The organism is Azoarcus sp. KH32C (assembly GCF_000349945.1).
Lineage (GTDB): Bacteria > Pseudomonadota > Gammaproteobacteria > Burkholderiales > Rhodocyclaceae > Aromatoleum.
In genome coordinates, this window is record NC_020516.1 from 925040 (window position 1) to 938949 (window position 13910).

Annotated in this window: 12 protein-coding genes and 1 other RNA gene; 11 read left to right on the top strand and 2 right to left on the bottom strand. The window is 65.9% G+C overall.

Going from position 1 to position 13910, the window contains the following annotated elements:
- Positions 1-20: 20 nt before the first annotated feature.
- The 11 genes from AZKH_RS04205 (at position 21) to AZKH_RS04250 (ending at position 11202) form a co-directional block, all read left to right on the top strand.
- A complete protein-coding gene (locus tag AZKH_RS04205) occupies positions 21-1709 on the top strand; it encodes an AMP-binding protein (protein WP_015434496.1) in 1689 nt (562 codons plus the stop codon).
- Between the two features lie 70 nt (positions 1710-1779).
- Positions 1780-1878, top strand: an RNA gene (gene ffs / locus AZKH_RS26545) — signal recognition particle sRNA small type.
- Between the two features lie 99 nt (positions 1879-1977).
- Complete coding sequence (locus AZKH_RS04210) at positions 1978-4218, top strand: patatin-like phospholipase family protein (protein ID WP_015434497.1); 2241 nt, start codon at positions 1978-1980, stop codon at positions 4216-4218.
- Between the two features lie 71 nt (positions 4219-4289).
- Positions 4290-6254 carry a DNA polymerase III subunit gamma/tau gene (dnaX, locus tag AZKH_RS04215; protein ID WP_015434498.1) on the top strand — a complete coding sequence of 655 codons (1965 nt, stop codon included), beginning with the start codon at positions 4290-4292 and terminating at the stop codon, positions 6252-6254.
- Between the two features lie 24 nt (positions 6255-6278).
- Complete coding sequence (locus AZKH_RS04220; protein ID WP_015434499.1) at positions 6279-6602, top strand: YbaB/EbfC family nucleoid-associated protein; 324 nt, start codon at positions 6279-6281, stop codon at positions 6600-6602.
- A gap of 4 nt (positions 6603-6606) precedes the next feature.
- A complete protein-coding gene (gene recR / locus AZKH_RS04225; protein WP_015434500.1) occupies positions 6607-7203 on the top strand; it encodes a recombination mediator RecR in 597 nt (198 codons plus the stop codon).
- Between the two features lie 186 nt (positions 7204-7389).
- The gene (gene petA / locus AZKH_RS04230) at positions 7390-7983 is read left to right on the top strand and encodes a ubiquinol-cytochrome c reductase iron-sulfur subunit (protein ID WP_015434501.1); all 594 of its coding nucleotides are present in this window, start codon (positions 7390-7392) and stop codon (positions 7981-7983) included.
- A gap of 3 nt (positions 7984-7986) precedes the next feature.
- Entirely contained in the window at positions 7987-9255 is a 1269-nt protein-coding gene (locus tag AZKH_RS04235; protein ID WP_015434502.1) for a cytochrome bc complex cytochrome b subunit, read from the top strand.
- Positions 9252-10004 carry a cytochrome c1 gene (locus AZKH_RS04240; RefSeq protein WP_015434503.1) on the top strand — a complete coding sequence of 251 codons (753 nt, stop codon included), beginning with the start codon at positions 9252-9254 and terminating at the stop codon, positions 10002-10004. Before AZKH_RS04235 ends, AZKH_RS04240 begins: the two co-directional genes overlap by 4 nt.
- Positions 10005-10097: 93 nt before the next feature.
- Positions 10098-10697, top strand: a complete 600-nt coding sequence (locus tag AZKH_RS04245; RefSeq protein ID WP_015434504.1) for a glutathione S-transferase N-terminal domain-containing protein — start codon at positions 10098-10100, stop codon at positions 10695-10697.
- Between the two features lie 46 nt (positions 10698-10743).
- Positions 10744-11202: a ClpXP protease specificity-enhancing factor gene (locus AZKH_RS04250; RefSeq protein WP_015434505.1), complete on the top strand. Its 459-nt coding sequence runs from the start codon at positions 10744-10746 to the stop codon at positions 11200-11202.
- A 15-nt stretch (positions 11203-11217) separates the two neighbouring features.
- Here the strand turns inward: AZKH_RS04250 and AZKH_RS04255 are convergent, their stop codons facing one another.
- Together AZKH_RS04255 and AZKH_RS04260 are read right to left on the bottom strand one after the other, a co-directional pair.
- Positions 11218-12414, bottom strand: a complete 1197-nt coding sequence (locus AZKH_RS04255; RefSeq protein WP_015434506.1) for a glycosyltransferase — start codon at positions 12412-12414, stop codon at positions 11218-11220.
- Positions 12415-12499: 85 nt separating this feature from the next.
- Entirely contained in the window at positions 12500-13759 is a 1260-nt protein-coding gene (locus AZKH_RS04260) for a D-amino acid dehydrogenase (RefSeq protein ID WP_015434507.1), read from the bottom strand.
- Between the last annotated feature and the right edge of the window lie 151 nt (positions 13760-13910).

The following is a 13910-nucleotide window of genomic DNA, read 5'->3' on the forward strand; positions in this document are numbered from 1 at the left end:
ATTCCGGGAAAGGAGAGGAAATGACTGCAGTTGCCGAGTTTCTGAAAGCACGCGACTTCCTGCTGGCCAATCGGACCGACTACGCCGCCGCGTACGCCGGCTTCCAGTGGCCCCAGCTCAGCGAATTCAACTGGGCGCTCGATTACTTCGACAGCATGGCTCGGGGCAACGACAAGCCCGCGCTGTGGATCGTCGAGGAAGACGGCCGCGAATCCAAGCTCTCGTTCGCCGAGATGTCCGCGCGCTCCAACCGCGTCGCCAACTGGCTGCGCGAGCAGGGCGTCGCGCGCGGCGACCGTATCCTGATCATGCTCGGCAACGAAGTGCCGCTGTGGGAAACCATGCTCGCCGCGATCAAGCTCGGCGCCGTCGTGATCCCCGCGACCACGCTGCTGACCCCTGACGACCTCTCCGACCGCCTCGAGCGCGGCCAGGTCAAGCACGTCGTGATCGGCGAGGCCCACACCGACAAGTTCGCCGACCTGCCGGGCAACTACACCCGCGTCAGCGTCGGCGCCGCGACCCCCGGCTGGCTCTCCTTCGAGGATGCCTACCAGGCCTCGCCCGAATTCGCGCCGTCCGGCGTCACCAAGGTCACCGACCCCCTGCTGCTCTACTTCACGTCCGGCACGACCTCCAAGCCCAAGCTCGTCCAGCACAGCCACCAGTCCTACCCCGTCGGCCACCTGTCGACGATGTACTGGATCGGACTGCAGCCGGGCGACCGCCACATGAACATCAGCTCGCCGGGCTGGGCGAAGCACGCGTGGAGCTGCTTCTTCGCCCCGTGGAATGCCGGCGCCTGCGTCTTCCTGTACAACTACAACCGCTTCAATGCGAAAGCACTGCTCGACGTGCTCGTGAAGTACGAGATCACGACGATGTGCGCGCCGCCGACCGTGTGGCGCATGCTGATCCAGCAGGACCTCGCCGCGGTGAAGACCAACCTGCGCGAACTCATCGGCGCCGGCGAGCCGCTCAACCCCGAAGTCATCGAGCAGGTGAAGAAGGCCTGGGGCATCACGATCCGCGACGGCTTCGGCCAGACCGAGACGACCGCCCAGATTGGCAACACCCCGGGCCAGAAGCTCAAGCCCGGCTCGATGGGCCGCCCGCTGCCCGGCTACACGATCGCGCTGCTCGACGCCGACAGCAAACCGGTCGAGGAAGGCGAGATCAGCCTCGTCCTCGCCAAGCGCCCGATGGGCCTGATGCTCGGCTACGCCGGCGACGAAGCCAAGACCGCCGAAGTCATGCGTGACGGCCACTACCGCACCGGCGACGTCGCGAGCATCGACGAGGAAGGCTACATCACCTACGTCGGCCGTGCCGACGACGTGTTCAAGGCCTCCGACTACCGCATCAGCCCCTTCGAGCTCGAATCGGTGCTGATCGAGCATCCGGCGGTCGCCGAAGCCGCCGTCGTGCCGAGCCCGGACCCGGTGCGCCTCGCAGTGCCCAAGGCCTACGTGATCCTCGCCGCCGGCTTCGAGCCGTCGCGCGAACTCGCGAAGGACATCTTCGCCTTCACGCGCGACAAGCTCGCGCCCTACAAGCGCATCCGCCGCCTCGAATTCTCCGACCTGCCGAAGACCATCTCCGGCAAGATCCGCCGCGTCGAGCTGCGGAAGAGCGAGGAGGGCAAGGACGCCAGCGTGCGCGGCGCGCTGGAATTCTTCGAGGAAGACTTCCCCGAGCTGAAGGGCTGATCGTAAGTAATTGCGCACCGCATCACGCGGAGCGTGCAGCGGCCGGATAAGCTGATACAATGCCGGCCGTGGCGGGTCTCCCCGCATTGCAGCGTGGTGAACCTGGTCAGGGCCGGAAGGCAGCAGCCACAGCCGCTCCCTGCAAGTGCCGGGGGCCAGGCTCGCCACCCTCGAACATCGAACGGGCGCCTCGGAAACGGGGCGCCCGTTTCATTTTGTGCCTCTTCGCGGATTTGCGTTACGCACCTCCTATGGTCGATACGGTATCTTGGGCGCTTTTCCGTCGCGCCTGTCGCCAATCCCCTTGAAGCTTCGCCTCTTTTTCCTCTTGCTGCTGTCACTGGCCTGCGCCCCGGTCTATCCGCAGGTGCCGGATCGCACGAAGGGCGTCGCGCTGGTGCTCTCCGGCGGGGGCGCGCGCGGCGTTGCCCACGTCGGCGTGCTCAAGGTCCTCGAAGACATGCGCATCCCCGTCGACTGTATCGTCGGCACCTCGATGGGCGCGATCGTCGGTGGCGCCTATGCGTCCGGCATGTCGCTACCGGGCATGGTGCGCGAGATCAACGCCGTCGACTGGGGAAACATGTTCTCCAACAACGTCCCGCGCGAGGACCAGCCCTTCCGCGACAAGCAGGACGCCGCCCGCAACCGCTCGGCTATCGTCATGGGCTACGGCGACGGTCGCCTGCTGCTGCCGCAAAGCGCCATCTCCGGCCAGGCGATGGACCGCTTCCTCAACCGCCTCGCCGGTGGAGCCGAGGTGTTGCCCAGCTTCGACTCGCTGTCGCTGCCCTTTCGCGCCGTCGCCACAGACCTCGAATCCGGCGCCGAAGTCCTGCTCGACAAGGGGCCGCTGTGGCGGGCGATGCGCGCCAGCATGGCCGTGCCCGGCGTCTTCCTGCCGATCGAGAACGACGACCGCCTGCTTGTCGATGGCGGGCTCGTGATGAACCTTCCCGTCGACGACGGGCGCCGCCTCTGTGGCGGCCGCGTGATCGCCGTAAATCTCGGTACGCCGCCGCAATTGCGTGACCGCCTGCTGACCGCCACCGACATCGTGCTGCAGGCGATCAACCTCGCACTGGAGCAAAACGTGCGGCAGCAGATCGAGCGCCTCGGGCCCGACGACGCGCTGATCCAGGTCGAACTCGGCGACATCACCTCGCGCGACTTCGACCGCGCCCTCGAAACCGTTCCCTACGGCACGATCGCCGCGCTGAAACAAAGCGCGTCGCTCGCGCGCTTTTCCGTCGATGCCGAAACCTATGCGAAATGGCAGGCGCAGCGCCAGCAACGGCGCAAGCAGCCGGCGCCGGTGGTCGAATCGATCGCGATCGAGGGCCTCAAGGTCGTGCCTCAGCGTCTGTTCGGCGCGACGCTATCGCAGAAACTCGGCGAGCCGCTGGATACCTCCAGGCTCGAAACCGACATCGGGCAGATCTATTCCCGCGGCGACTTCGACCGCCTGCGCTACAGCGTGCTGCGCGATGGGCCGCGTGCGACCGTGCAGATCGAAGCCGACGAAAAGGCCTCCGGCCCGAACCTGTTGCGTTTCGGCGGCGGCGTCGCAGCCGATTTCGAAGGCGAATCCACGGTCGGCGTCTACGCCGGCTTCTCGCGCCGCTGGCTCAACACGCGCGGTGCGCGCTGGGATGTCGATATGCAGCTCGGCAACACGAACCGCATCCGCTCCGAGCTCTACCAGCCGCTCGATCTCGACAGCGGCTGGTTCGTCGCGCCGTCCGTTGAACTTTTCAACCGCGTGCTGCCCATCTTCGTCGATGGCCGCAAACTCTCCGAGAACAAGGAGCGCGGCGGCGTGCTGGGGCTCGATCTCGGCTACGAGATGGGCATGTGGGGCGAGCTGCGGGCCGGCTGGCGGCGCGGCGATCGCAAGTCCGAAGTCGTCTCGGGCCCGGTGCTCTATCCCGAGCGCACTGTCGCCGACGGCTCGCTGCAGGTCAGCGCCGTCATCGACCGTCTCGACAGCCCCTTCTTTCCGCGCCACGGCTACGCCGCCCGCCTGCGCGGCGAACTGCACGACCCTTCCTTCGGCGACGATCACCACTATCTCTTCACCGAGCTCGACGGCGACGGGGCGATGTCTCTCGGCGCCAACGTCCTGCGCCTGCACGGTTTCTTCACCGGCAGCCCTGACCGTGATCTGCCGGAAGTCGGCCGCACCCAGCTGGGCGGGCCCTTCCGCCTGACCGGCTACCGCTACGGCGAAATCGCCGGCGACCAGGTCGCACTCGCCAGCGCCGCCTACTACCGTCTCATCACCCGCCTGCCGGATTCGGTCGGTCGCGGCGTCTATGCCGGTGCGACCGCCGAATGGGCTGACGTGCGCAACTACGGCGCCTCGCTGACGCCGAACCCCGGGCGGCGGCGCGCGATGTCGCTCTTCCTTGGCGCCGACACCGTGCTCGGCCCCTTGTATCTCGGCGCCAGTTACCTGCCCGAGCTGGGTGAGATGCGCTACTACCTGCAGATCGGTCAGCCACAATAGCGGCGAGGCCGAAGTGACCGGTGCAGACGAATTCATCCGGGCAGCCGGGGGCGCTCTGCTAGAATCCCGCCATGAGTTATCAGGTTCTCGCGCGCAAGTGGCGGCCCAGGAGCTTTGCCACGCTGGTCGGTCAGGAGCACGTCGTACGGGCGCTCAGTCATGCGCTTGCGACGGGCCGTCTGCATCACGCCTGGCTATTCACCGGGACTCGCGGGGTCGGCAAGACCACGATCTCGCGCATCCTCGCCAAGGCGCTCAACTGCGAGACCGGCATCACCGCCGAACCCTGCGGCAAATGCTCCGCATGCACCGCCATCGACGCCGACCGCTTCCCCGACTACGTCGAGATGGACGCGGCCTCGAACCGCGGCGTCGAGGACATGGCGGCACTGCTCGACAAGGCCGTCTACGCGCCGGTGCAAGGCCGCTACAAGGTCTACATGATCGACGAAGTGCATATGCTCACCGGGCATGCCTTCAACGCCATGCTGAAGACCCTCGAAGAGCCGCCCGAGCACGTCAAATTCATCCTCGCGACGACCGATCCGCAGAAGATCCCGGTCACCGTCCTGTCACGCTGCCTGCAGTTCAACCTCAAGCAGATGCCGCAGGGCCACATCGTCGATCACCTGTCGCGCATCCTCCAGGCCGAAGACGTTCCGTTCGAGGCATCGGCGCTGCGTCATCTCGCCAAGGCGGCGTGCGGCTCGATGCGCGACGCGCTGTCGCTCCTGGACCAAGCCATCGCCCACGGTTCCGGCAAGGTCGAGGAAGAGCAGGTCACGCACATGCTCGGCACGGTCGGCGACGACCACCTGTATGCCGTCCTCGACGCGCTCGCCGCCGGCGACGTCACCGCCTTGCTCGCGGTCGCCGACCGCATGGAAACGCGCAGCCTCTCCTTCGACGCCGCCTTGCAGGCCCTCGCGTCGCTGTTCAATCGCGTCGCCCTCGCGCAATTCGCGCCGGCTGCGATCGGCGACGATGCCGAACGCCAGCGTCTCGCGCCCTATACCGAAGCCTTCGACCCGGAATTCCTGCAGCTCGCCTATCAGATCGCGATTCACGGCCGCGACGAGCTGCCGCTCGCGCCTGACGAGTACGCCGGCTTCACGATGACGCTGCTGCGCCTGCATGCCTTCCGCCCCGAACAGCCCCCGGCGCTGGGAAGTCCCGCCGCGGCCGGTGGTGGCGGGAGCGCAGCCCGTGGCCCGGTCCCCGCCCGTCCTGCACCCGCGGCTCAACGCCCCGAGCCCGCGCCTGTCGTTCCGGCCGCGCCGGCCCAGAATCGCAGTGAGGCCGCTCCGGCACCGCGTCGGGCGGAAGTCGAGCCGGCCCCGTCTGCCCCATCGGCGCCCGCCGCCGGACGAGCCGAGGCGCGCAGCGAACCCGCCTCGTCGATCCCGCCGTGGGAAGACCTGCCCCCTGAGGCCCAATTCGGCCATGCTGCCGCCGCACAGTCGCGCCCGGCCCCGGTTGCCGCTGCTCCGGCGGCCATCGTCGCCGAAACCGTCGCCCCGGCTGCACGGATCATCGAGCCGGCGCCGCAGTCTGCTCCGGCGAGCGCTCCGCAGGCTCCGATCGAGTCGCCGCCCGCGAGCGAAGGGACTACTCCCGCCGGCGCGGCGAGTCCCGACGCCCTGGCGGGCCTCGCGGCCGGGCAATGGCACGACACCCTGCGCGCATTGGGGCTGGGCGGCATGGTGCGCGAATTCTCCCAGCACTGCGAATGGCTGGGATTCGTCGACGGCGTGCTCGAGCTGCGTCTTTCCGAGGCGCACCGGCACCTGTTGAGCATGAACCCCGGCCTCGTCGACCGGCTGCAGGATATCCTCGTCGCCCATTGCGGGCAGCCGCTGAAGCTGCGCGTGCAGGTTGGCGCCATTGCCGGCGAAACCCCCGCCCAGCGCGACGAGGCCGAGCGGCGCGTGCGCCACGCCGAGGCGGTCGCGGCGCTCGAGCGCGATCCTTTCGTACGCGAACTGATTGAACGATTCGATGCAACCCTCGTGGAAGCGTCGGTCAAACCTCTCTAAGCCAATTTTTTTGGAGATCTGACCATGATGAAGGGCGGAATCGCTGGCCTGATGAAGCAGGCCCAGCAGATGCAGGAAAACATGAAGAAGATGCAGGACCAGCTCGGCAGCATCGAAGTCGAAGGACAATCGGGCGCCGGCATGGTCAAGGTGCAAATGACATGCAAATACGACGTTCGTCGTGTCAGCATCGACCCGTCCGTGATGGACGACAAGGAGATGCTCGAGGACCTCGTCGCCGCGGCCGTGAACGACGCCGTGCGCCGCGTCGAGACGACGACCCAGGAGAAGATGGCCGGCTTCACCTCGGGCCTCAACCTGCCGCCCGGAATGAAGCTGCCCTTCTGATCCGATGTCATCTCCTTCCAGCCTCGACGAACTGATCGAGGCCTTGCGCGTGCTGCCCGGGGTGGGGCCCAAATCCGCCCAGCGGATGGCCTACCACCTCCTGCAGCGCGACCAGCGCGGGGCGCAACGCCTCGCGCAGGTGCTGGGCCACGCGCTCGAAGTGCTGCGCCATTGCGAGCGTTGCAATACCTTCACTGAAGATGCCGTGTGCCAGCGTTGCGCCAGTCCGCAGCGCGACCCGTCTCTGCTGTGCGTCGTCGAGATGCCGGCCGACCTCGCGATGGTCGAGCAGACGCACGCCTACAACGGCCTCTACTACGTCCTGATGGGGCGCCTGTCGCCCCTCGATGGCATCGGTCCGCGCGAACTGCGCCTCGACAAGCTGCTGGCGCGAGCCACCGACAGCGCCGTGCGTGAAGTGATCCTCGCGACCAACTTCACCAACGAGGGCGAAGCCACCGCCCACGTGATCGCCGAGGCGCTCGCCGCCCGCGGCATCAAGGTCAGTCGCTTGTCGCGCGGAGTGCCCGTGGGCGGCGAGCTCGAGCACACCGACGCCGGCACCATCGCCCAGGCCCTCGTGGAGCGTCGCGCCTTGTAACAGTCGCGCTGTTGCGCTGCGCAAAAAATGATGCCGAATACCGCTTTCGGCTGATATCTCCTGTGCGCCAAAGCCCTGAATTAAGGGCGTTTAATGATCCCGCCCTTTTTATGTTGCGGGTTTCTTGCTAGACTTCCGCGGTTTTTTTGTATCCGGAAACGGGTTTCTTTTTCAGGGATGAGGCTCATGAGCGTGGATCAGAAGATGGACAGTGGCCGCCGGCAACTGCTTGTCGCGACGTCGGCCGCCGGTGGCGTGGCTGCGGTGGCGACGGCAGTGCCGTTTGTTGCCAGTCTGACGCCGTCCGAGCGTGCAAAAGCTGCTGGAGCGCCGGTCGAGGCGGATATCAGCAAGCTGGCGCCCGGCGAAATGATGACGGTGGAGTGGCGTGGCAAGCCGGTGTGGATTCTGCGCCGGACCCCCGAGATGCTGGCTACGCTTGACCAGACCGAGGCCGCCGTGAGCGACCCGGAGTCCAACAAGGACATGCAGCCCGAGTACGCGAAGAACAAGGCTCGTTCGATCAACCCCGAATACCTCGTCGCCGTCGGTATCTGCACCCACCTGGGCTGCTCGCCGAGCGAGAAGTTCAAGATGGGTGCCGAAAGCGGCATGGGCGACGACTGGCACGGTGGCTTCCTGTGCCCCTGTCACGGCTCCCGTTTCGACCTCGCGGGTCGCGTCTACAAGAGCATGCCGGCTCCGGACAACCTCCAGGTGCCGCCGCACAAGTTCCTCACGGCAACCACGATCCTCATCGGTGACGACTCAAAGGCCTAAGCGATGACTACGAAATCACAACAACTGCTGAACTGGGTCGATGAGCGGTTCCCGCTGACGTCGACCTGGAAGGCGCATCTGTCCGAGTACTATGCGCCGAAGAACTTCAACTTCTGGTACTTCTTCGGCTCGCTGGCGTTGCTGGTGCTGGTGATCCAGATCGTGACCGGCATCTTCCTGGTCATGCACTACAAGCCGGACGCCTCCGTGAACGCATCGGGCATCCCCGTCGCCTTCGCCAGCGTCGAGTACATCATGCGCGAAGTCCCGGGCGGCTGGCTGATCCGCTACCTGCACTCGACCGGCGCGTCGGCCTTCTTCATCGTCGTCTACCTGCACATGTTCCGCGGTCTGCTCTACGGTTCCTACCGCAAGCCGCGCGAACTGATCTGGATCTTCGGCACCCTGATCTTCCTCGCGCTGATGGCCGAAGCCTTCATGGGCTACCTGCTGCCGTGGGGCCAGATGTCGTTCTGGGGCGCACAGGTCATCGTTAACCTGTTCTCGGCGATCCCGGTCATCGGTCCGGACCTGTCGCTCGTGATCCGCGGCGACTTCGTCGTGTCGGATGCGACGCTGAACCGCTTCTTCTCCTTCCACGTCATTGCCGTGCCGCTGGTGCTGATCGGCCTGGTGCTCGCGCACATCGTCGCGCTGCACGAAGTCGGCTCGAACAACCCGGATGGCGTCGAGATCAAGAAGAAGAAGGACGCGAACGGCATTCCGCTCGATGGCATCCCCTTCCACCCGTACTACACGGTGAAGGACATCGTCGGCGTGGTCGGCTTCCTGATCTTCTTCTCGGCGATCGTGTTCTTCGCGCCTGAAGGCGGCGGCTACTTCCTCGAGTACAACAACTTCATCCCGGCCGACCCGCTGAAGACCCCGCCGCACATCGCGCCGGTCTGGTACTTCACGCCGTTCTACTCGGTGCTGCGCGCCATCACCTACCCGCTGTTCGGCATCGACGCCAAGTTCTGGGGCGTGGTCGGCATGGGCGCGGCGGTGGTCGTGATCGCCTTCCTGCCGTGGCTCGACCGCAGCCCGGTCAAGTCGATCCGCTACAAGGGCGGTCTCTTCAAGGGCATCCTGGCGGTGTTCCTGGTCGCGTTCTTCACGCTGGGCTACCTTGGCGTGCTGCCCCCGACCCCCGGCCGTACGATCGTCGCGCAGATCTGCTCGGTGATCTACTTCGGCTTCTTCCTGCTGATGCCGTGGTACAGCAAACTGGACAAGTGCCAACCCGAACCGGATAGGGTGACTTTCAAATGAGTAATCGTGTGATCAAGACTCTGAAGCGTCTGGCCGCTGCCGCGCTGTTCGCGCCGGCACTGGCGCTGGCCTCGGGTGGCACGCTGCACCTGGACAAGGCGCCGGTGAGCAAGGATCCGGCCTCGCTGCAAGCGGGTGCCAAGACCTTCATCAACTACTGCATGAACTGCCACAGCGCGAGCTTCATGCGCTACAACTCGCTGACCCAGATCGGGCTGTCCGAGCAGGAGATCCGCGACAACCTGATGTTCACGGGCGAGCGTGTCGGCGACCTGATGAAGATCTCGGCCAACCCGAAGGATCAGAAGGCCTGGTTCGGCGCGACCCCGCCCGACCTGACCCTGATCGCGCGTCAGCGCGCTTCGGAATTCGGCAGCGGTGCCGACTGGCTGTACACCTACCTGCGCGAGTTCTACCGCGATCCGGCTCGTCCGACCGGCTGGAACAACGTCGTGTTCCCGAACGTCGGCATGCCGCACATCCTGTGGGAACTGCAGGGTGAGCAGGTCGCCAAGGTTTCGGAGCACGAAGGCGTGAAGTCGATCGAGCTCGAACTGGCCAAGCCGGGCAAGCTGTCGGTCCAGGAGTACGACAAGACCGTCGCCGACCTGGTCTCCTTCCTCGTCTGGATGGGCGAACCGGTTGCCGAGAAGCGTAAGTCGATCGGCGTGATCGTGCTGATCTTCCTGGCGGGTCTCTTCGGCCTGAGCTTCGCGCTGAAGAAGAACTACTGGAAGGACATCCACTGAGCGTCGGCGCGAACTAATTCGCTGCTTTGACCTCTGACGCACCACGCGACACCGCGTGGTGCGCTTTGTTTTTGTATCGGGAGCTGCAAGACCATGATGAACCTATATTCCGGCACGACCGATCCGTTCAGTCATCGCTGCCGGATCGTGCTCTACGAAAAGGGGATGGACTTCGAGGTGATCGATGTCGATCTCTACAACAAGCCCGAAGATATCGCCGTCATCAATCCGTACAACCGCGTGCCGGTGCTGGTCGATCGCGACCTCGTGCTGTACGAGTCCAACATCATCAACGAGTACATCGACGAGCGCTTTCCGCATCCGCAGCTGATGCCGCCCGACCCGATCATGCGCGCGCGTGCCCGCCAGCTGCTGCACACCTTCGAGCACGAGCTGTTCTCGCACATCGAGGTGCTCGAGAAGAACCAGAAGGGCGTCGTCGACAAGAGCCGCGCTCACGTGCGCGACCAGCTGGTCCAGCTCTCGCCGATCTTCACCAAGCAGAAGTTCATGCTTGGCGACGACTTCTCGATGCTCGATGTGGCGATCGCGCCGCTGCTGTGGCGCCTGGAGCACTACGGCATCGAGCTGCCGAAGGCCGCCGCGAACCTGATGAAGTACGCGGAACGTATTTTCAGCCGTCAGGGCTTCATCGACGCCCTGACTCCCTCCGAAAAGGTCATGCGCCGCTGATGCGGGGCTGCGCCCGGCGACGGGTGCGGCCAAGCGATGGTTCCCGATGAGCAAGGTATCCACAAAACCCTATCTGGTGCGCGCGATCTTCGATTGGTGCCTCGACCAGGGCTATACGCCCTATGTCGCGGTGCAGGTCGACGAGCGTACCGTCGTGCCTCCCGGCTATGCCCGTGACGGCCAGATCGTCCTGAACCTGTCGCCCGATGCGACCAATCACCTGGTGATGGGCAACGAGCTGATCACCTTCCAGGCGCGTTTCGGCGGCGTCGCGCATGCGCTGTCGCTGCCGATCGCGAACGTGCTGGCGGTGTACGCGCGGGAAAACGGCCACGGCATGGCGTTCGAGATCGAGTCCGCGGCAGAGGACCCGACCGAGTTCGAGGCCGAAGAAACTTCGGTCGACGGCGATGCGCTTGGCGCCGACCCCGGTGATGCAGGTCCGGATTCGCCGGCGCCCGGCGGGTCCGGCTTCGGTCGCGGCCACCTGAAGGTCGTCAAGTAGGCTTCTGCCTGTCCTTTACGGATGCTGCACGGCCGGCGACTGCGCCGACCGTGCAGCCGCCGTCACCGCCTCCCGATACAGGCGCGCCAGTCGCGTCGCCATTTCGTCGGCGCCCCAACGTTGTGCTTCGAGGCGCGCGGCGTCCCCCATCTCACGCAGGGTTTCGTCCTTCGCCAGCAATTCTCCGACGAGCGCGGCGTACGCTTGCGGGTTGTCTGGGCCGACGCGTGTGCCGCGCTGCGGTTCGATGATGTCGCAGGTGCCCATTTCCGCGAGGGCGACGACAGGCGTTCCCGCAGCCATCGCTTCGAGCAGGACGAGTCCCTGTGTTTCGGTGCGTGACGCAAAGACGAAGAGATCGGCCGCACGATAACAGTCAGGCAGTTCCCGGTTTCGGTCGAGATAGCCCAGGAAGCGTATGTGCGAGTCGAGTTCGAGGCGTCTCACCATCGCCTTGAGCCCTTGAAGCGCCGGACCTTCGCCGGTGATCAGGAGCATTGCGGACGGATGTTGGCGGCGCAGGCGATCCATCACGCGGATCAGGAAGCCGAGGTTCTTTTCGTGGGCGACGCGGCCGACGTACAGCAGGAGTGGGCAATCGCGCGAGAGCCCAAGCCGGGCGCGAAATGCGTCGCCGCCCATGCCTTCCGCGTAGTCCGTGAGCGGAACGCCGGTGGGCACGACATGGCGCGGCCGGCTGACGCCGTATGCAGCGAGCGTGTCGCTCATGGCCTGCGAGGGCACGATCACGGCATCCATCGCATTGCATTGGTGGCGGGAGAAGTTGCGTGCGAGGGCGCGCAGCGCGCCTCGGGGCAGGAAAGGGATGTAGTGGAAGAGGTATTCCTCGAAGAAGGTGTGATAGGTCGCCACGCAGGGCAGATCGAGTGCGCGGGCGAGGTCGAGCGCGGCGTAGTGTGCGACGAAGGGCGTGTGCACATGCACGAGGTCGTATCGCTCTTCGCGCAGGCGTGGGAGCAGGGCCCGTATCGCGGCGCGGCTCATCACGCGATCTTCGGGGTCGAGCGGGAGATAGCGCGACGGGATGCGGATCAGCGCCGGGTCGTCGTCCGGCGCGGCCTCCGGATAGGCCGGTGCGATCAGGGTGCTTTTGATGCCGTGCGGTGCGAGCGCGCGGCGGAAGGTCTGGATCGATGTGCTAACCCCATTGATGCGGGGAAAATAGACATCCGAAATCATCAGGATGTTCATGCGGCGGCGTCCCGAGGGTGGAAGCCTCCAGCCTAGGCCCGTCCGATGACGGTTTCGTTGCAGCCGCCGACGGCGGCCGGAGTGCTCAGCGCGGCAGGAAGGGGAAGTCGCGAACCGGCGCCGGATTGCCGCACATCAGGGCCGCGAGTGCGCTCGCCGAGCCGCAGGCAAGCGTCCAGCCGAGTGTGCCGTGGCCGGTGTTGTACCAGAGGTTCGACGGGCCGCCGTGCCCGATGAGCGGGACGTTCGATGGGGTCGCGGGGCGAAGGCCTGTCCAGCGCTGGGCGGCGGCGATGTCGGTGGCGCCGGGAAATCGGGATTCGAGCCAGTCGAGGATGGCCTGGCAACGGGCGGGATTGATCGCGGTATCGAAGCCGTTGAGTTCGGCCGTTCCGGCAACGCGCAGCCGATCCCCCAGGCGCGAGCAGACGATGCGGCGGGATTCGTCGGTGAGACTGACCGACGGGGTGCGGCTCGGATCGAGCACGGGGACGGTGACGGAGTAGCCCTTGACGGGGTAGATCGGCAGGTGTTCGCCGAACGGGGAAACGAGTTTCCGGCCGTAGCTGCCGAGGCATACCACGTACTGGTCGGCCTTCAGCATGCCCGTGCGGCCATCGCGGTCGCGCACGTCGATACCGTCGATGGTGCCGCCCTGCTGGGCGATTCGGGTGATCGTGGTCCGGTAGTGGAAGCGCACACCCGCTTCGGCAGCACGTATGGCGAGGGCCTGCGTGAAGCGGCAAGCGTCGCCGGATTCGTCGTCCGGCGCGTACAGTGCGCCGGCGAGCTGGTCACGCAGATGCGCGAGTGCCGGCTCGATGCCGAGGCATTCGTCGGTCGAGCAGACTCTGGCCCGGATGCCGAGCGCTTCGAGCTGGGGCGCCTTGGCGCTGCCGTGGGCGAATTCCTTGGCCGAGAAGAAGAGGTGCAGGATGCCGCGTTCGAGGTGGTCGTACGCGATGCCGGTTTCGGCGCGCAGCGCGCGCAGTTGCGCGGCGCTATAGACGGCGAGCCGTGCGATGGCTTGGGTATTGCGCTGAGTCCGCGCCGGCAAGCATTCGCGCAGGAAGGCGAGGGCCCAGGCCCACTGCTCGAGGTCGGCATGGGGCCGGAACAGCAGCGGTGCGTCTTCGCGTCCGAGCCAGCGCAGCGCGGTCATCGGCGCGGAGGGGTTGGCCCAGGGTTCGGGATGGCTGATCGAGATCTGGCCGCCGTTGGCGTGGCTGGTTTCGAGCGCCGCTTCGCCCTGGCGTTCGATCACGCTGACTTCGAATCCGGCCTTGGCGAGGAACCAGGCCGTGGTGACGCCGGTGATACCGGCGCCGAGAACCATGACATGCATACGGTGCAATCGGATTATGGACGGTGCTGCGAGGCTTCGGTGCCTCGCCCGCAGGTGTTGATCATAACCGCCCCGGTCCACGAACGGGGCTGCAACTGTTTGCGGATGTTGATGCGCTCGGCCGTCTTCCGCGGGATAATCCGCCCCTTGA